The 17,550-nt window shown below is 73.9% G+C and carries 14 protein-coding genes; 6 read left to right on the top strand and 8 right to left on the bottom strand.

Translation table 11 applies throughout. The features are described 5' to 3' along the window. Positions 1–91 precede the first annotated feature (91 nt). From ACFYYN_RS11645 to ACFYYN_RS11635, 3 genes are read left to right on the top strand one after another with little or no spacing between them, the layout of a single operon-like run. Complete coding sequence (locus ACFYYN_RS11645) at positions 92–814, top strand: succinate dehydrogenase cytochrome b subunit (protein WP_499511284.1); 723 nt, start codon at positions 92–94, stop codon at positions 812–814. A gap of 2 nt (positions 815–816) precedes the next feature. Continuing rightward, a complete protein-coding gene (locus tag ACFYYN_RS11640; protein WP_499511285.1) occupies positions 817–2,751 on the top strand; it encodes a fumarate reductase/succinate dehydrogenase flavoprotein subunit in 1,935 nt (644 codons plus the stop codon). Beyond that, positions 2,748–3,506 (top strand): succinate dehydrogenase/fumarate reductase iron-sulfur subunit, encoded by a 759-nt coding sequence (locus ACFYYN_RS11635; protein WP_500545587.1) that lies wholly within the window; start codon positions 2,748–2,750, stop codon positions 3,504–3,506. Before ACFYYN_RS11640 ends, ACFYYN_RS11635 begins: the two co-directional genes overlap by 4 nt. Here the strand turns inward: ACFYYN_RS11635 and ACFYYN_RS11630 are convergent. From ACFYYN_RS11630 to ACFYYN_RS11605, 6 genes are all read right to left on the bottom strand, one after another. Continuing rightward, positions 3,448–4,881: a lysine N(6)-hydroxylase/L-ornithine N(5)-oxygenase family protein gene (locus tag ACFYYN_RS11630; protein ID WP_500545586.1), complete on the bottom strand. Its 1,434-nt coding sequence runs from the start codon at positions 4,879–4,881 to the stop codon at positions 3,448–3,450. The two genes, ACFYYN_RS11635 and ACFYYN_RS11630, sit on opposite strands and share 59 nt — an antisense overlap. Continuing rightward, complete coding sequence (locus ACFYYN_RS11625) at positions 4,878–6,308, bottom strand: pyridoxal phosphate-dependent decarboxylase family protein (protein ID WP_500545585.1); 1,431 nt, start codon at positions 6,306–6,308, stop codon at positions 4,878–4,880. Before ACFYYN_RS11625 ends, ACFYYN_RS11630 begins: the two co-directional genes overlap by 4 nt. Before the next feature lie 714 nt (positions 6,309–7,022). Further along, positions 7,023–9,530, bottom strand: a complete 2,508-nt coding sequence (pepN, locus tag ACFYYN_RS11620) for an aminopeptidase N (protein WP_500545584.1) — start codon at positions 9,528–9,530, stop codon at positions 7,023–7,025. 99 nt (positions 9,531–9,629) lie between these two features. Then, complete coding sequence (locus tag ACFYYN_RS11615) at positions 9,630–11,030, bottom strand: acetamidase/formamidase family protein (RefSeq protein ID WP_500545583.1); 1,401 nt, start codon at positions 11,028–11,030, stop codon at positions 9,630–9,632. A gap of 94 nt (positions 11,031–11,124) precedes the next feature. Next, a complete protein-coding gene (locus tag ACFYYN_RS11610; RefSeq protein ID WP_500545582.1) occupies positions 11,125–11,727 on the bottom strand; it encodes a sortase domain-containing protein in 603 nt (200 codons plus the stop codon). 7 nt (positions 11,728–11,734) lie between these two features. Then, complete coding sequence (locus ACFYYN_RS11605; RefSeq protein WP_500545581.1) at positions 11,735–12,007, bottom strand: hypothetical protein; 273 nt, start codon at positions 12,005–12,007, stop codon at positions 11,735–11,737. Positions 12,008–12,207: 200 nt separating this feature from the next. Here ACFYYN_RS11605 and ACFYYN_RS11600 point away from each other — a divergent pair, with 200 nt between their 5' ends. The 3 genes from ACFYYN_RS11600 (at position 12,208) to ACFYYN_RS11590 (ending at position 14,683) form a co-directional block, all read left to right on the top strand. After that, positions 12,208–12,606: a VOC family protein gene (locus ACFYYN_RS11600; protein ID WP_500331934.1), complete on the top strand. Its 399-nt coding sequence runs from the start codon at positions 12,208–12,210 to the stop codon at positions 12,604–12,606. Between the two features lie 118 nt (positions 12,607–12,724). Next, positions 12,725–13,747, top strand: coding sequence for a class I SAM-dependent methyltransferase (locus ACFYYN_RS11595; RefSeq protein WP_500545580.1), 1,023 nt, complete (start codon positions 12,725–12,727; stop codon positions 13,745–13,747). Positions 13,748–13,780: 33 nt separating this feature from the next. Next, positions 13,781–14,683, top strand: coding sequence for a hypothetical protein (locus ACFYYN_RS11590; RefSeq protein WP_500331932.1), 903 nt, complete (start codon positions 13,781–13,783; stop codon positions 14,681–14,683). On the opposite strand, the gene ACFYYN_RS11585 is transcribed toward ACFYYN_RS11590, so the two are convergent. Beyond that, positions 14,684–15,664 (bottom strand): alpha/beta fold hydrolase, encoded by a 981-nt coding sequence (locus ACFYYN_RS11585; protein WP_500545720.1) that lies wholly within the window; start codon positions 15,662–15,664, stop codon positions 14,684–14,686. Between the two features lie 26 nt (positions 15,665–15,690). Further along, positions 15,691–17,520, bottom strand: coding sequence for an alkyl/aryl-sulfatase (locus tag ACFYYN_RS11580; protein ID WP_500545579.1), 1,830 nt, complete (start codon positions 17,518–17,520; stop codon positions 15,691–15,693). Positions 17,521–17,550 lie beyond the last annotated feature (30 nt).

Below are 17,550 nucleotides of genomic sequence, written 5' to 3'. Positions count from 1 at the left end.
ATCGGCACGATAACGCGATAGGTGTCGCCTATCGAAACGAGCCGGAACATGTCTTGGACCTTTCGTGGCAGGCAGACCTAGCGTCGAGCGCATGGCTTTGGCGACGACGAGGACGAGGGCGACGGGCACGGGCCGCCGCCCGTCGCTTCTACGGGCACTGTGGGGCTCGACCGTGGGCAAGAAGGCGGTCATGGCCGGGACCGGCGTGATCATGCTGCTCTTCCTGGTCGCGCACATGCTGGGCAACCTGAAGATCTTCTTCGGCCCCGAGGAGTTCAACGGGTACGCGGCGTGGCTGCGCACCATCGGTGAGCCCGCCCTGCACAACAGCTGGTACCTGTACATCCAGCGCACCGGCCTGGTGGTCGCGGTGGTGCTGCACGGCGTCGCCGCCTACCAGCTCAGCAAGCGCGACATCAAGGCACGCCCGGCGAAGTACGAGCACAAGCGGCAGCGCACGAGCTACGCGACCCGGACGATGCGCTGGGGCGGGGTGATCCTGGGCCTCTACATCGTCTGGCACATCCTGGACCTGACCACGCTCACTGTGAACCCGCTGGGCAAGGAGCACCACCCCTACGAGAACATCGTGGCCGATTTCCGGATCTGGTGGGTGGACGTCGTCTACATCGTCGCGATGCTCGCCCTCGGCCTGCACATCAGGCACGGCTTCTGGAGCGCCGCGCAGACCCTGGGGGCGGTGAACAAGCGCCGCGACCGCGCGCTGAAGATCACGGCGAACGTGCTGGCGGCGGCGCTGACCGCCGGCTTCCTCGTCGTACCCGTCTCCGTGATGACCGGATTGGTGGACTGACCGTGGAGTACCGACTGGGCGAGCCGATCGCCGACACCAAGGCGCCGGACGTGCCGATCGCGGAGCGCTGGGACCGCCGCAGGTTCGAGGCGAAGCTGGTCAACCCCGCCAACCGCCGCAAGCACACCGTGATCGTGGTCGGCACGGGTCTGGCGGGCGGCTCCGCGGGGGCGACGCTGGCCGAACAGGGCTACCACGTCGTGCAGTTCTGCTACCAGGACTCACCGCGCCGGGCGCACTCGATCGCCGCCCAGGGCGGCATCAACGCGGCGAAGAACTACCGCAACGACGGTGACAGCGTGCACCGCCTGTTCTACGACACCGTCAAGGGCGGCGACTTCCGCGCCCGCGAGTCCAACGTGCACCGCCTCGCCGAGGTGTCGGTGCAGATCATCGACCAGTGCGTGGCCCAGGGCGTGCCCTTCGCCCGCGAGTACGGCGGCCTGCTGGACACCCGCTCCTTCGGCGGCGTCCAGGTCTCCCGCACCTTCTACGCCCGCGGCCAGACCGGCCAGCAACTGCTGCTCGGCGCCTACCAGGCGCTGTCCCGCCAGATCGACGCGGGCAACGTGGAACTGCACCCGCGCACCGAGATGCTCGACCTGATCGTGGTGGACGGCAAGGCCCGCGGCATCGTCGCCCGCGACCTGGTGACGGGCGAGGTCTCGACGCACATGGGCGACGCCGTGGTGCTGGCGACCGGCGGCTACGGCAACGTCTTCTACCTGTCGACCAACGCCAAGGGCTCCAACGCCACCGCCATCTGGCGGGCGCACCGGCGCGGCGCGTACTTCGCCAACCCCTGCTTCACGCAGATCCACCCCACCTGCATCCCGCGCTCCGGCGACCACCAGTCCAAGCTCACCCTTATGAGCGAGTCGCTGCGCAACGACGGCCGCATCTGGGTGCCGAAGGCCAAGGGCGACGACCGTCCGCCGCACGAGATCCCCGAGGACGAGCGCGACTACTACCTGGAGCGGATTTACCCCGCCTTCGGCAACCTGGTGCCCCGCGACATCGCCTCCCGCGCCGCCAAGAACGTCTGCGACGAGGGCCGCGGCGTCGGCCCCGGCGGCCAGGGCGTCTACCTGGACTTCGCCGACGCGATCGCCCGCATGGGCCGCGCCAAGGTGGAGGAGAAGTACGGCAACCTCTTCGAGATGTACGAGCGGATCACCGCGGAGGACCCGTACACCCGGCCCATGCGGATCTACCCCGCCGTGCACTACACGATGGGCGGCCTGTGGGTCGACTACGACCTGCAGACCACGGTCCCGGGCCTGTTCGCCATCGGCGAGGCCAACTTCTCCGACCACGGCGCCAACCGGCTCGGCGCCAGCGCCCTGATGCAGGGCCTGGCCGACGGCTACTTCGTGCTCCCGGCCACCATCAACGACTACCTGGCGCGCGGCCCGCACGAGACCGTCACGCCGGACCACCCGGCGGTCGCCGAGGCCGTCGCCGACGTCGAGGACCGGCTGAACCTGCTGCTGTCCGTGGACGGCGACCGCACCCCGGACTCCTTCCACCGCGAGCTCGGCGAGCTGCTGTGGGACGAGTGCGGCATGGCGCGCAACGAGTCGGGGCTGCGCAAGGCGCTGGAGCGGATCCCGGCGCTGCGCGAGGAGTTCTGGCGCCGGGTGAAGGTGCCCGGCAGCGGCGACGACCTCAACCAGTCGCTGGAGAAGGCCAACCGGGTCGCGGACTTCCTGGAGCTGGCCGAGCTGATGTGCCTGGACGCCCTGCACCGCACCGAGTCCTGCGGCGGCCACTTCCGCGAGGAGAGCCAGACCCCGGACGGCGAGGCCCTGCGCGACGACGAGGACTTCTCGTACGCCGCGGCCTGGGAGTTCACCGGCGCCGGCGAGGACCCGGTGCTCCACAAGGAGGCCCTCGACTTCGAGTACGTACACCCCACCCAGCGGAGCTACGCGTGAACCTCACCCTGCGCATCTGGCGCCAGCCGTCCTCCGAGGACGAGGGCGCCATGGTCACCTACCGTGTCGAGGACATCAGTCCCGACATGTCGTTCCTGGAGATGCTCGACGTCCTCAACGAGGAGCTGATCCTCGCGGGCGACGAGCCCGTCGCCTTCGACCACGACTGCCGGGAGGGCATCTGCGGCGCCTGCGGCATGGTGATCAACGGGCAGGCGCACGGCCCGGAGCGGACCACCACCTGCCAGCTGCACATGCGGCACTTCAAGGACGGCGACACGGTCGACGTCGAGCCGTGGCGGGCCGCCGCCTTCCCGGTGGTCAAGGACCTGGTCGTCGACCGCTCGGCCTTCGACCGGGTGATCCAGGCCGGCGGCTACATCTCCGTGCCGACCGGCAGCGCCCCCGAGGCGCACGCCACGCCCGTCCCGAAGGAGGCCGCCGACTTCGCCTTCGAGCACGCGGAGTGCATCGGCTGCGGCGCGTGCGTGGCGGCCTGCCCCAACGGCTCGGCGATGCTGTTCACCTCGGCCAAGGTCAACCACCTCAACGTGCTGCCCCAGGGGCAGCCCGAGCGCGAGACCCGGGTGCTGGACATGGTCGCCGCCATGGACGACCAGGGCTTCGGCGGCTGCACCAACACCGGGGAGTGCGCGACGGCCTGCCCCAAGGGCATCCCGCTGCCGTCGATCGCCGCTATGAACCGCGAGTACCTGCGGGCCTTGCGCAAGCAGAAGTCGCGGTCCAAGGGCTGACCGGGTTGGTGGCCGCGCCGAGCCCGAAGGTCGTGAAGGCCGTACGGGAGGGCAGCGGGTAGGGCTCCTTGCCGGTCACCGCGTTGAGGACGACCGCCGAGCGCCACGCGGCCAGCCCCAGGTCGGGGGCGCCGACGCCGTGGGTGTGGCGCTCGGCGTTCTGCACGTGGACGGCCGCGCCGGTGCTCGCGACCACCGGCTCGAGCTCCAGCCGGTGGCTCCCGTCGATCCGGGGCCGGCCGGCCGCGTCACGGCGAATGTAGGGGTGGATCGGGGCGAGCAGCGCGTCCAGGGAGCGCTCCCGGTAGCCGGTGGCGAGGACGACCGCGTTGGTGATCAGCCGGCTGCGGGTGCCCTGCTGCTCGTGCTCCAGGTGGAGTTCCACGGCTCCCATGCCCATCCGGCCGGCGGTGCGGACCGTCACGCCGGGGGTGAGGACGGCGTCCGGCCAGCCGCCGCCCAGGGTGCGGCGGTACAGCTCGTCGTGGACGGCGCCGATCGTGCCGTGGTCGATGGCCCGGTGCAGTTGCCACTGCCGGGGCAGGAGCTCGTCGCGGACCGGCTCGGACAGCCCGTGGAAGAACCGCGTGTAGTCGGGGGTGAACTGCTCCAGGCCGAGCTTGCTGTACTCCATCGGGGCGAACGAGGGGCTCCGGGCGATCCACGTCAGCCGTTCGCGCCCGGCGGGCCGGGCGCGCAGCAGGTCCAGGAAGACCTCGGCGCCCGACTGCCCGGAGCCGACGACGGTGACGTGCTCGGCGGCCAGCAACCGGTCCCGGTGCTCCAGGTAGTGCGCGGAGTGCACGACGGGGACGGCGGGCGACTCGGCGAGCGGCCGCAGCGGCTCGGGCACGTACGGCGCGCTGCCGACGCCGAGCACGAGGTTGCGGGCGTACGTGCGGCCGAGGGCCTCGGCCTGGCCGTCGGCGTCGAGCTGGGTGTGGTCCACCTCGAAGACGGCGCGCCCGGGGTTCCAGCGGACGGTGTCGACCTGGTGCCCGAAGCGGGTGCTGGGCAGCGACTCGGCGACCCAGCGGCAGTAGGCGTCGTACTCGGTGCGGTGCGCGTGGAAGCGCTCGGCGAAGTAGAAGGGGTAGAGCCGCTCGCGGGTCCTGAGGTAGTTCAGGAAGCTCCACCGGCTCGTGGGGTCGACCAGGCTCACCAGGTCGGCGAGGAAGGGCACCTGGAGGGTGGCGTCGTCGAGCAGCAGCCCGGGGTGCCAGCGGAAGGAGCGCTCCTGCTCGTAGAAGGCCGCGCTGAGGTACGGGACGCCGTCGGCGAGGGCGGCCAGGGACAGGTTGCACGGGCCGATCCCGATGCCGAGCAGGTCGTAGGGCTGGTCCCGGTGGGGGTCGTGGTCGTCGGTGGCGGTCATCGGGGGGTGCTGCCTTCCTGGTGGGTCGCGCATACGAGCGTGAGCAGAGCCTCGAGGTCGGTGGGCGTGGTGGTCGGGTTGAGCAGGGTGGCCTTGAGCCAGAGCCGTCCGTCGGCGCGGGCCCGGCCGAGGACGGCGCGGCCGTCGAGCATGAGCCGGCGGCGGACCGCGGCGACCTCCTCGTCGACGGCGCCGGTGGGGCGGAACAGCACGGTGCTGACGGCCGGGCGGGCGCGCAGGGTCAGTGCGGGATGCCGCTCCACCAGGTCCGCCAGGTACCGGGCGTGGTCGCAGACCGCCTCGACGAGCCCGCCCAGCCCGCGGCGGCCGAGGGCGCGCAACGTGACGGCGATCTTCAGCACGTCGGGGCGGCGGGAGGTGCGCAGCGAGCGGCCGAGCAGGTCGGGGAAGCCGGCCTCGGTGTCGTCGGCGGCGTTCAGGTAGTCGGCGCGGTGGTCCAGCGGGCGCAGCAGCGCGGCCTCGCGCACCGCGAGCACCCCGGCCGCCACGGGCTGCCAGCCCAGCTTGTGCAGGTCCAGGGTGACGGTGTCGGCCTCCCGCAGCCCGGCGAGCCTCACCGCCTCCCGGTCGCTGAACAGCAGCGACCCGCCGTAGGCGGCGTCCACGTGCAGACGCGCGCCGTACTGCCTTGCGACGCGGGCGAGTTCGGGGAGCGGGTCGATGTCGCCCGAGTCCGTGGTGCCCGCGGTGGCGACCAGCAGGGCCGGCCCTCCGCCCGCGGCGAGCGCGGTCCGCACCCGCTCCGGGTCCAGCACCCCGCTGGGGGTGTCCACGACGACGGGAGCGGGCATCCCGAGCAGCCACGCGGCCCGCGGGACGCTGTGGTGCCCGTTGGCCCCGGCGACGACCCGCACGCCCGGAACGCCCGGAACGCCCGGAACGCCCGGAACGCCCGGAACGCCCCGGGCGCTCTCCCGGGCCAGCAGCAGCGCGAGCTGGTTGGACTCCGTGCCGCCGGTCGTGACCAGCGCGTCCGGCGCGGCCGCGTCCGGGTGGACCAGACGGGCCAGCGCGTGGGTGACCTCCGCCTCCAAGGCGGTCGCGGCCGGGGCCTGGTCCCAGGAGTCCATCGACGGGTTGAGCGCGCTCGCGGCCAGGTCGGCCGCCACGGCGGCCCCCAGCGGCGGGCAGTGCAGATGGGCGGCGCACAACGGGTCCGCCGGGTCGGCCGCCCCCTCGGCGACGACCCCGACCAGCGCGCGCAGCGCCTCCGCCGCCCCGGTGCCGTCCTCCGGCAGGGCCTCCCCCAGCACCTCCCGTACCCGCCGCGTGACCGCCCCGGGACCACCCGCGGGAAGCGGCCCCTTGCGGGCGGCCGCGCCCGCCGCGAGCGCGCCGAGCACGGCCTCGACCAACGGGCGCAGCCGGTCCGGCCCTTCACTGCCTCCGGCGAGATGGGGTGGCATGGTGTCGGCGCCCCTCCGTTGTCGCGGATCACCGGCGCGTGCGCGCTGGGCGACCTGCGTAACGACGCTCCCCCGCCCTGGGTGTTGCCCCCACGTCCCGAACGGTCGCCGCCCCGGCGCACCCACGGGGGCGTTCGCCCAGCTGTCGTGTGCGGCGCCGTCGTGGTTGCGGTTGAGGTTTCTCCCCCGCCCGCCCGCCCCCAGCCTTCGGCCGGGGGGACCCCATCCGGCGCGATTGGTGCGGGCCTCGCGCGGTTCGTGGTGGGCCCGGGTCGGGGCCTCCGGGCTGGGCATTCTGGACCGCATATTGATGTGCATGACGGGCGGCACTTGTTGTGCCGTCCATGCCGCACAACACATACACGTCAGCGTCCAGAACGCCCACCCTCCGACCCCGCCCCCTCCGCCGGTTCCGCGACCAACGGCCGGTGGGGGGTCAGAAGGCGGACCGGGGTTGCCCCAAGTGCCTTGCTGAACCCCCACCGGCCGTCATGCGCCCACACGACCGGAGGGGGTGTGGCGGGGTGCCCCCATGGGGGTCCCCCCGGCCGAAGGCTGGGGGAGTGCCCCGGCGCGGCACCGACCCCAAGCCAACGGAGCGCAGGCCCGCACTGACCGCGCCGGACAATCGGGCGGGTGGTGGGAAAACCCCAACCGCAACCACAACGCACCGCACACGACAACCGGCCCGCGCAGACGCACCCCCCGCACCCGCTACGCGGAACCCGTGCGGACGCGGAGGGCGCGGCGCAGGTCGTCGAGCTGGTCGGCGAGGCGGCGGCGCAGGGCGGGAGTCGGGGCGGGGTCGCCCGAGCGGAGGCACTGCTCGCCGAGGTCGAGCACGGCGGGCTCGACGACGGGGACGGGGAAGGCCCAGCGGCCCGCGGCCTCGGCGAGTGCGGGTCCCCGGCGGGCGGCGATCGCGACGGCGGCGGGGAAGAAGCGGGGCACGTACTCCCGGACGAGGTCGAGCTGTTCGGGCTGCCAGAAGCCCTGGGCGGTGGCCGTGAAGAGGTAGTTGGACAGGGTGTCGCCGTCGAACATCCGCGCCCAGGCGTCGCGCTTCGCCTCGGGGTCGGGCAGCGCGGCCCGGCAGCGGGCGGCACCCTCCTGGCCGGTGGCGCTGGGGTCGGAGTCCAGCTCGGCCGCGATGTCCTCTGCCGACGCCGCGCCCAGGACGGTGAGCCGGGTGAGGATCTGCCAGCGCAGTTCGGGGTCGAGCGCGGGCCCGCCGGGCAGGGTGCCCTCGGTGAGCCAGCCGCGCAGGGCGCCGGGGTCGGCGGTGGCGGCGATGAGCTCGCGGGCCGCGGCGAGCCGCAGTCCCGGGTCCTGACGGGTGAGCAGGTCGCGGGCGAGCGCCTCCAGGGTGGCGAGCGCGCCGGGGCGTTCGGCCGCGGGGAGGTAGCGGTCGGCGATCTGCCCGCGGGCGAAGCCGAGCACGCCCTGCACGACGGCGATGTCGGTCTCGTACGGCAGGTGGGCGCGGGCGACGTCGAGGTAGGCGGCGGGCGGGAGTTCGCCGTCCCGGACGAGGTCGCGGGCGGCGTTCCAGACCAGGGCGCGGCTGAGCGGGTCCGGCAGGCCGCGCAGCGCGGCGACCAGGGTGTCCCAGGACTGCGCGTCGAAGCGGATCTTGGCGTACGTCAGGTCCTGGTCGTTGAGGAGCACCAGGTCGGGGCGGGGGCCGGGGCGGGCGCCGGGCGCCTCGCCGTTCGCGGGCACGTCGGTCTCGAAGCGCTCGCGCAGCACCAGCTGCGCCGGGTCGGCGTCGGCGCGGTCGTACGCGGCGACGGCGATGCGGTGCGGGCGGCTGCCCTGGTGCGTCACGTCGAGCCGCCAGCCGCCGTCGGCGCCGGCGCCTACGGGGACGGGGGTGAGCGTGTCGACGCCGGTGGTGCGCAGCCAGCGGTCGGCCCAGGCGTGGACGTCGCGGTCGGTGGCGCGGGCGAGGGAGTCGATGAAGTCGGCGAGGGCGGCGTTGCCGAAGCGGTGCCGGGCGAAGTGGTCGTTGATGCCGGCGAGGAAGTCCTTGCGGCCGAGCCACGTGACGAGCTGGCGCAGCGCGGAGGCGCCCTTGGCGTAGGAGATCCCGTCGAAGTTGAGCAGCGCCGAGGCGGTGTCGGGGACGGCCTCCGGGGCCGGGGCGACGGGGTGGGTGGAGGGGCGCTGGTCGGCGTCGTACCCCCAGCCCTTGCGCGCGACGGCGAAGTCGGTCCACGTGCCGGTGAACCGGGTGGCCTCGGAGAGCACCTGGTAGCCCATGTACTCGGCGAAGGACTCGTTGAGCCAGATGTCGTCCCACCAGCGCAGGGTGACGAGGTCGCCGAACCACATGTGGGCCATCTCGTGGGCGACGACCATGCCGCGGGTCTGCCGTTCGGTGTCGGTGACGGCGGAACGGAAGACCATCTCGTCGCGGAAGGTGACCAGGCCCGGGTTCTCCATCGCGCCCGCGTTGAACTCGGGGACGAAGGCCTGGTCGTAGGAGTCGAAGGGGTACGGCTCCTCGAACAGCTCGTGGTAGCGGTCGAAGCAGCGCCGGGTGATGTCGAAGAGCTCCTCGACGTCGGCGTCCAGGTACGGGGCGAGGGAGCGGCGGCAGTGCAGTCCGAAGGGCAGGCCCGCGTGCTCGGTGCGCACCGAGTGCCAGGGTCCGGCGGCGACCGCGAGCAGGTAGGTGCTGATCGGCGGGGTCGCCGCGACGCGCCAGCGGCCCTCGGCCTCCCCGGTGCGCTCGGCGACGCCGTTGCCGAGCACCGTCCACGCGGGGGGCGCGGTCACGGCGACCTCGAAGACGGCCTTGAGGTCGGGCTGGTCGAAGGCGGCGATGACGCGCTGCACGTCGTCCAGGAAGAGCTGGGTGTACAGGTACGTCTCGCCGTCGGCCGGGTCCGTGAAGCGGTGCATGCCCTCACCGGTGCGGGAGTAGCGCATGTCCGCCTCGACCCGCAGTTCGTGCGGGCCGGCCGCGAGCCCGGTGAGCGGCAGCCGGTTGTCGTCCAGGGACGCGGGGTCCAGCGGCCGCCCGTCCAGGACGGCGCCGTGCAGCGCGGCGGGCTTCAGCTCGACGAAGGTGTCGCCGTCGGCGAGCGCGGTGAAGCGGATGACGGTGGTCGATCCGAACACCTCGTCGCCGCGGGTGAGGTCCAGGTCGACGGAGTAGTGCTGGACGGCGATCCGCCGGGCGCGGGTCTCGGCCTCGGCACGTGTGAGAACAGGCATGCGGTCATGCTGCCCCATGCCCGGTCCGCGGCGCACGGCCGTTCGCCACGGGCCGCGGTCGCGCGGGCCGGTCGACCGGGCGTCCGGGACGGCGCGCCGTCAGGTGAAGATGCCGCGCGGAAGGGTCATCGACACGAGCCAGGACGGCAGGTCCACCGTCTCGTTGATCTTCAGGTCGCCCGCCACGCTGCAGAGCGTGTAGGCCTCGTGCAGGCTCAGCCCCTGGTCGCCGGCGAGCCAGTCGACCATGTCCCGGACCGCATCCTTCGCGTTCTCCATCAGGTCCGGTCCGGTGCCGGTCGTCTGGTAGTAACCCTGGGCGAGCATCTCCTCGGGCATGGCCAGCTGGGTCGGGTCCGCGGCGGGCACGACGGCCCGGGGACCGGCGATCACCGTGTCCGGGATGACGCCGAACCGCAGGGTGACGGCCATGAGCGTCTCGATGGCCGTCCCGGTCACCTCTCCGTCGCCTTGCGCCATGTGCCCGTCCCCGGCGGAGAACAGCGCGCCCTCGGCGTAGACCGGGATCTGTATCCGCGCTCCCTTGACCAGCTGCCGGATGTCGGTGTTGCCGCCCATTCCGCCGCTGACGTCGGGCGGGAAGGTGCGGTACATGCCCTTGCGCAGGGGCGCGACGCCCATGATCCCCATGAAGGGTGCGATGGGGATGCGCGCCTGCCGGCCGGTGTCGGCGCCGGTGAACGTGGCGAACCCGGTGTTCTGGCCGCGCTCGAAGCCGAACAACTGGAGGAACGGGGCGCCGCTGTTGTGGGGCTGGTCCGCCGGCAGGGCACCGGCGGCCGGTCCGGGGGTGGGGTCGCTGAACTGGGAGGCCTCGCTCCAGGGGGCGAGCGGGGCGAGCAGTTCGGGGCGCAGGGATCCGAACAGGCCCAGGGCGGGGCTGACGACGACGTAGCCGAAGTCCACGAGCGGGGCGACGTCCAGGACCTCGACCTCGAGGATGTCGCCAGGCTTCGCGCCCTCCACCTCGATGGCGCCGGTGAGCGGATGGACCTTCCCCAGGTCGATGGTCAGGGTCGCCTCGGGGGTCATCGTCCGGGCCGCGGCCCCGATGTCCAGGGCGTCCCGGCACAGCAGTTGGACGACCTCGCCCGGCCGCACCGTGGTCACCGGGGGCAGGTCCCGGTTCCACCGGTTGTGCAGTACGCGGCCGAACCCGTCCACGACCTTGTCCCCGTCCGGTCCCGTCGTCACGTCCGGGCTGCCGGAGCCTGCGACGTCCATGCCGCCGACCGTCCCGCCCCCGGCGGCCAGTGCCGACAGCGCGGCCGCGGCCGGTCCTGCGGAGGCCCGCTGCACCAGGCTGCCGGCGCCTGCGGTTCCAGAATGCACGAAGCACATCACGGCCTCCCGTGACCCTGCGTCCCAGGTGCCCGAGGCGACCCGGCTGACGGGGGATGACCCGGGGTCCGCCGGGCGGCGCCCGAGGCGGCGGGTCACCGGGTGGCCCGCGGCGGCGAGGGCGCTCGGCTCCGGCATCCGATGCGAGGGCAGCCCCGCTCTTCACGATCCTCCGCCGGAAATGCGGCGGCAACCGGGGCGGTGGGGAGGGGATCCCGGCCCGCAGCGCCGCTCAGGAGGAGCGGACGGCGCTCGCGTGCACGACCAAAGCCCCGGTGGGACGGTGGCCGTCGTGCCGGTCGCCCGCGCAGGTGACGAGCCGCAGCGTCGGCACGCCGCCGTCCGTGCGCAGGTCCTGGGCGGGGAAGGAGTGCCGGGGGACGTGCTCGATCCGTGTGACCGTGAAGCGGGCGCGGCTGCCGTCACGGCGGGTGACGACGACGGTGTCGGCGCGGCGCACGGCGTGCAGGTCGTGGAAGACCGCGCGGCCGCGTCCGCCGTCGTCGTGGCCGACGATCACGGAGGTGCCGGTGTCGCCGGGGGCGGCGCTGCGGTCGTACCAGCCGGCGTAGCGGCCCTGCTCGGTCGCGGGGGTCTGCAGGGTGCCGTCGTCGGTGATCCCGAGGTCGACGACGCGGGCGTGCACGTCGGCGCTGGGGATGTCGATGCGCACCGGGGTGTGCCCGGCCGGGTCGGAGGCGCGGGCGGGCGTGCTGCCGTGGACCACGGCGGCGGCGCCCTGCCCCGCGCGGGTGACCGCCCAGGTGGTCGCGGCGGCGGCGAGGGCGAGGAGGACGAGGGCGAGGACGTTGATGCGACGGTGCGTCATCCTCATCGCCCCCTCACCTCGGGCGGACGGCGTAGCGGACGCCGCAGACGCCCGCTCCCAGCAGGAACGCACCGGTCAGCGCCGGTCCGGGGCCGCCCAGGATGCCGGGGACCCCGGCCGCCCTGGCCACGCACACCGCGAGGACCGCGCACACCGCGAGCACCGGCGCGAGCACCGCGCGGCAGGCGACCGCGGCGGTGATCCGGGCCGAGGCGCTCCGGACGGTCATGGCGGGGGCGGTCACGGCGGAGGCGGTCACGGCGGAGGCGGCACAGGCGGCGGACATCGGTGGTGGGGTCCTTCGGGTGACGGCGGGTACGGATGCCGTGACCGACCGCCGGGCGACGGACGGCCGGCCACGGGTCCCACCGTACGGAGCCCGGGGGTGCCGGGGCCTCCCCCGGCCGACCTGTTCCGCATCAGCCGAAAGTATGGTCCCGGGGGCGGGCCTTGCGTCCCGAGGAGGAGGCCGGGCAGGCTCGTCGGATGATCGCCACCTTGCAGTGCACCGTGATCGACTGCCCGGACCCGGCCGCGCTGGGCGCCTTCTACCAGGGGATCCTCGGCTGGGCCCTGGACACCGCGGACCCCTCGTGGGTGACCCTGACGGCCCCGGACGGCACCCGGATCGCCTTCCAGGAGGTGCCCTTCCACCGGCCGCCGCGCTGGCCCGACCCGGAGCACCCCCAGCAGTTCCACCTGGACTTCGACGTCCCCACCCGCGCCGACGTGGAGCGCGCCCACCAGGAGGTCGTCGCGCTGGGCGCCGCCTTCCTGCACGACAGCGGCGGCGAGCGCAGCGGCTTCCGGGTCTTCGCCGACCCGGCCGGGCACCCGTTCTGCCTCTGCTACGGGCAGGCGCCGGGGCCGGCCGTCACGGGATGAGCGGCGGCCCGGCGCCGGCGGCCGCTTGTACGGTGTTCCCGGGCCGCCGCCCGGTGCGGCGGCGGCACGTCCCGCCCGGCCGGGCCGGGGCGAAGGCACTCGGCCGAGGGGGAACGGCATGGACGGACGGCGGACGGCGTACGCATTGGCCGAGGAGGACCCGGACCCCGCGTCGGTGCGCCGGGTCACCTTCGTGCCGTTCCTGCCGGGCGGGCTGGCGGGCGCGGTGCGCGGCGCGGACGGGGTGGTGCGCCTGCCGTCCGGCGAGGTGCTGCCCGGCGAGGACTGGATGCTCGACACCGCCGCCCGGGTGCCGCTGGAGAGCGCCGGCTACTACCGGCAGCGGGTGCACCCCTTCGCCTGGGACGCGGGGCAACAGCGGCTCTACGCCTGGCTGGACGGCGACCGGTACCGGGGCCGGCGGCCGCACGCCGCCGACGCGGACCTGGTCGTGGCCGACGCCGGCACGATCGCGGGCCTGCTCCCCCACGGCCCCGAGCGGCGTGCCGTGCTGGACGCGGAGCGCTCCTTCCGGGAGCAGGACGAGGCCTCGTACTTCGCCGACAACCTGCGCCTGCTGGAGCCCGCCTACCTGCGGGCGACCACGCCCGAGGGCGGTTCGGGCTTCGGCCGGGAGCCGGAGCAGTGGCGGGCGCGGCGCTCGATGGTGGTCGAGGCGCTCCACAAGGACGGCACCTTCCTGGACGTCGGCTGCGCCAACGGGCTGCTGATGGAGTCGGTGCGGCGGTGGGCGGCGGAGCGGGGCCGGGTGGTCGAGCCCCACGGTGTGGACTTCGCCCCGCGCCTGGTGGCGCTGGCCCGGCGCCGGCTGCCGCAGTGGGCCGGGCGGATCGAGGTGGGCAACGCGCTGGACTGGCGGCCCGCCGACGGCGGCCGGTTCACCTTCGTGCACACCCTCGTCGACTGCGTGCCCGAGCGCCGGCTGGGCGACCTGGTCCGCAGGCTGCTCGCGGAACTCGTGGAGCCCGGCGGGCGGCTGCTGGTCAGCGTGTACCAGGCGGAGGGCGGCACCGCGCCGACCGCCGCCGAGCGGCTGGCCGCGCTGGGCGTGCCGGTGCGGGGTTCGGCGAGCGGCACGGGGCCGGAACGCACGGCGACAACGGCCTGGGTCGACGCGTAGGCTCGAAGCGTCGTACCCGCCCGGGGAGGCGCCGTGACCGAGCCGTCGTCCAGCCCGATCGAACACGGCTTCCCGCACCTGGAGAAGGTCCGGGCCGCCCTCACCGCGCTGTACCGGCGGCTGTCGTACGACACGGTGAGCCGCTTCCCCGCGAGCGTGCGCCCGGAAGCCGTGGCGTTCCCCGCGGAGGAGGACCTCCATCTGGGCGCCCAGCGGGTGGCCCGGGCCATCGTGCAGCACTTCCGGCTGCCGGAGGCCCGCATGGTGGTCAGCTTCCGGGACATGGTGCACGCGGGCAACGTGGAACTGGCCGCCGGGCCCGAGTACTTCGTGGAGCTGCACGCGCGCTTCCGGGACGACCGGCGCGACGTGGGGGCGGTGCTGGCGCACGAGGTCATGCACGTCTACCTGCACCGGCTCGGCCTGGAGTACCCCGGGGTGCGGGACAACGAGATCCTCACCGACACCGCCACGACCTACCTGGGCGCGGGCTGGCTGCTGCTGGACTCCTACCGGGAGGAGCCGGCGCTGCTCGGGGAGCGGCTGACCACGGCCGCGTCCAAGCTGGGCTACCTCACCCCGGAGGAGTTCGGCTACGTCCTGGCCAAGCGGGCGCAGGCCTTCGGCGACGACATCGAGCCGTGGCTCACCAGCCCGAGGGCCCAGGAGGCCTACCGGACCGGGCTGCGGCTCGCCGAGTCCGATCTGCGCCATCCGCCGATGGTCGGCTGCGGCTGGGCGGGCCGCCGCCGGTACGCCCACGACCGGCGCCGCGGCGGGGCGTACCCGGCGGCCGGCTACGCCTTCGAGGGCGCCGGCCCCCAGCGAGTCTCCTTCTCCTGCCCCACGTGCCACCAGCGGATCCGGGTGCCCGTGCGCGGCCGGGTGAAGGCACGGTGCGGGCTGTGCCGCACCGTTCTGGAGTGCGACACGTGATCAGCCGGTGGGCGGCGCGACCTCCCGCAGGAAGTCCAGCAGCACGGCGTTGACCTGCGCCGGGCGCTCCTGCTGTGTCCAGTGGCCGCAGCCGGGCAGCACCACCGGTTCGCGCAGCGTGGGGTGGAGCTCCCGCAGCACCGGGAGCAGCTCGGACATCCCCGGGAAGCCGTGGACGAGGTCGCGGTCGCCGGTGACGTAGAGGCCGGGGACCTGGAGGGCGGCACCGGCCCAGGGCGCGGTCAGCCGCCAGTTGCGGTCGAGGTTGCGGTACCAGTTGAGCCCGCCGGTGAAGCCGGCCTCGGCGTACTCGGCGGCGAAGGCGTCGAGGTCCTCTTCGGTGAGCCAGTCCGGGAGTTCCTCGGGCTCCTCGACGAGGTCGAGGAAGCCGCCGCCGGGCGGGACCAGGGGCTGGGCCGGGACCGGGTCGTTGGCGGGGTTGTCGCCGGACGCTCCGTACAGGAAACGACGGAAGGTCGTCCGCGGGTCGGCGGCGAACTCGGCGTCGGCGACACCGGGCCGCTCGAAGTAGTTCCAGTAGAACCGCCCGTCGTACAGCTCGCGCATGGACCGCAGCGGCGGCGTGTCGCCGCTGCGCAAGGTCGGCGGGACGCTGAGGCCCGCCACGGCGCGGACGAGATCGGGCCGCAGCAGCGCGGTGTGCCAGGCGACGGGGGCGCCCCAGTCGTGCCCGAACACGACGGCCCGGCTCTCGCCGAGGGCGTGCACGAGCCCGACGACGTCGCCGACGAGGTCGAGGACGGTGTACGCGTCGACGGCGCCGGGCCGCTCGCTGCGGCCGTAGCCGCGCTGGTCGGGGGCGACCACCCGGTAGCCGGCGGCGGCGAGCGGCGCGAACTGGTGGCGCCAGGAGTACCAGCACTCGGGGAAGCCGTGCAGCAGCAGGACGAGCGGGCCCTCGCCCTGCTCGGCGATGTGCAGCCGGATCCCGTTCGCCTCGACGGTGCGGTGGTGGACCACGGTGCCGGGCGCGCGCGGGGGGATCCTCACGGGGTGACGATCGGGAAGTCCTGGTCGGCGGCGTCCAGCAGTCCGACCAGGGTCGCGACCACCTTCAGGTCCCCCTCGTGGTCGACGCCCTCGAAGCGGCCGCCCGCGAGGAGCCGGTGCAGCTCGGGCCGGCTGAGGGTGAGCGTCAGGTCGGCGTGCCGGACGGCGGGGCGCCCGTCCTGGGTGGAGAAGTAGGTGAGGGCGCCGTTGGAGAGGGTCAGGTGCCAGGTGCGGTGCTCGTCGGTGAGGCGCCAGTCGATGGTCAGGTGGACGTCCCAGGCCTTGGGGCCGTTGACGCGGATGGCGAGGGAGTCGATGAGCTGGTCGACGGTCAGGGCGGCCATCAGCTCCGGGTTCGCGATCACGACGGGGGTCCGGGTCACCCCCTGCCGCAGTTCCTGGGCGCCCATCAGGTAGAAGTTGCGCCAGGGACCGTTCTCGCAGCCGTGCCCCAGCCGCTCGTAGAGCAGGGCCAGTTCCTCGGCCGCGGCGGCGTGCCCGGGGTCGGCGAAGACGGCGTGGCCCAGCAGGGTGACGGCGAAGCGCAGGTCGCCGGCCTCGGCGTACTCCCTGGCCTTGGCCACGGTGGCGTCGGTGCCGCCGAGGCAGTCCACGTAGCGACGTGCCTCCTCCGCCGGAGGGTGCTGCCACAGGTGGGCCGGGTTGCCGTCGAACCAGCCCATGTAGCGCTGGTAGACCGCCTTCACGTTGTGGCTGAGGGAGCCGTAGTAGCCGCGGTTGGAGTTGATCCGTTCCAGGGCCGGGGGCAGGGTCAGCTCCTCGGCGATCTCGCTGCCGGTGAGGCCCCGGTTGATCAGCCGCAGGGTCTGGTCGTGGAGGTAGGCGTAGAGGTCGCGCTGGTGCGACAGCAGCCGGTGGATGCCCTCGCGGCTCCAGGTCGGCCAGTGGTGGGAGGCGATGACGACGTCGGAGGCGTTGCCGAACAGGACGAGGGCCTCGTTGAGGTAGTGCGCCCACAGCCGGGCGTCGCGGACCTGCGCGCCGCGCAGGGTGAGGACGTTGTGCATGGTGTGGGTGGCGTTCTCCGCCATGCACAGCACCCGCTTGGCGGGGAAGTGGAAGTTCATCTCGGCGGGCGCCTCGGCCCCCGGGGTGAGCTGGAAGATGATCCGGACCCCGTCGATCGTCTCGTCCTGGCCGGTGCGGGTGACCAGGACGGTGGGCGGGATCAGGGTGACGGTTCCGGTGGAAGCGGTCTGGCCGAGGCCGCAGCCGATCTGCCCGGCCGGGCCCTTGGGCAGTTCGGAGCCGTACATGTAGACGGCGCGGCGGGTCATCGCGACCCCGGCGTCGACGCTCTCGCCGGCGGCGTGCTCCAGGAAGCCGGCCGGGGCCAGGACGGGCACCGGGTCGTGACCGTGCGGCAGGACACCGCGGGCGCCGCCGAAGTGGTCGACGTGCGAGTGGCTGTAGATGAGGGCGGTGACGGGCCGGTCCCCGCGGTGTTCGCGGTAGAGGGCGAGGGCGGCGGCGGCGCACTCGGCGGAGCGGAGGGGGTCGATGACGACGACCCCGCGGTCCCCCTCGACGAGGGTCATGTTCGACAGGTCCAGGCCGCGTACCTGGTAGATCCCCTCGACGACCTCGAACAGCCCCTGCCGGGAGGCGAGCCGGCTCTGCCGCCACAGGCCGGGGTGCGCCGTGTCGGGGCACGGGCCCTGCAGGAAGGAGTACGCGTCGCCGTCCCAGACCACCCGGCCGTCGCCGTCGGTGACGCGGCCGGGGGTCAGGGCACCGAGGAATCCCCGGTCGGCGTCGGCGAAGTCCGTCGTGTCCTCGGTTGCGCCGGGTGCGAGAGCCGTCATGACGACACAATGTCAGCGTTTCGCCTGAAT

The sequence above is a fragment of the Streptomyces sp. NPDC001902 genome, assembly GCF_042891295.1.
Taxonomy (GTDB): domain Bacteria; phylum Actinomycetota; class Actinomycetes; order Streptomycetales; family Streptomycetaceae; genus Actinacidiphila.
This window is presented reverse-complemented; position numbering and strand designations above follow the sequence as displayed.

What these genes read in the sequence shown, in the direction of transcription:
- ACFYYN_RS11625 (WP_500545585.1), bottom strand. Translation starts at nt 6,308, where the DNA reads ATGCCACCCCATCTCGCCGGAGGCAGTGAAGGGCCGGACCGGCTGCGC.
- ACFYYN_RS11600 (WP_500331934.1), top strand. Translation starts at nt 12,208, where the DNA reads ATGATCGCCACCTTGCAGTGCACCGTGATCGACTGCCCGGACCCGGCC.
- ACFYYN_RS11645 (WP_499511284.1), top strand. Translation starts at nt 92, where the DNA reads ATGGCTTTGGCGACGACGAGGACGAGGGCGACGGGCACGGGCCGCCGC.
- ACFYYN_RS11580 (WP_500545579.1), bottom strand. Translation starts at nt 17,520, where the DNA reads ATGACGGCTCTCGCACCCGGCGCAACCGAGGACACGACGGACTTCGCC.
- ACFYYN_RS11605 (WP_500545581.1), bottom strand. Translation starts at nt 12,007, where the DNA reads ATGTCCGCCGCCTGTGCCGCCTCCGCCGTGACCGCCTCCGCCGTGACC.
- ACFYYN_RS11595 (WP_500545580.1), top strand. Translation starts at nt 12,725, where the DNA reads ATGGACGGACGGCGGACGGCGTACGCATTGGCCGAGGAGGACCCGGAC.
- ACFYYN_RS11610 (WP_500545582.1), bottom strand. Translation starts at nt 11,727, where the DNA reads ATGAGGATGACGCACCGTCGCATCAACGTCCTCGCCCTCGTCCTCCTC.
- ACFYYN_RS11630 (WP_500545586.1), bottom strand. Translation starts at nt 4,881, where the DNA reads ATGACCGCCACCGACGACCACGACCCCCACCGGGACCAGCCCTACGAC.
- pepN (WP_500545584.1), bottom strand. Translation starts at nt 9,530, where the DNA reads ATGCCTGTTCTCACACGTGCCGAGGCCGAGACCCGCGCCCGGCGGATC.
- ACFYYN_RS11615 (WP_500545583.1), bottom strand. Translation starts at nt 11,030, where the DNA reads ATGCCGGAGCCGAGCGCCCTCGCCGCCGCGGGCCACCCGGTGACCCGC.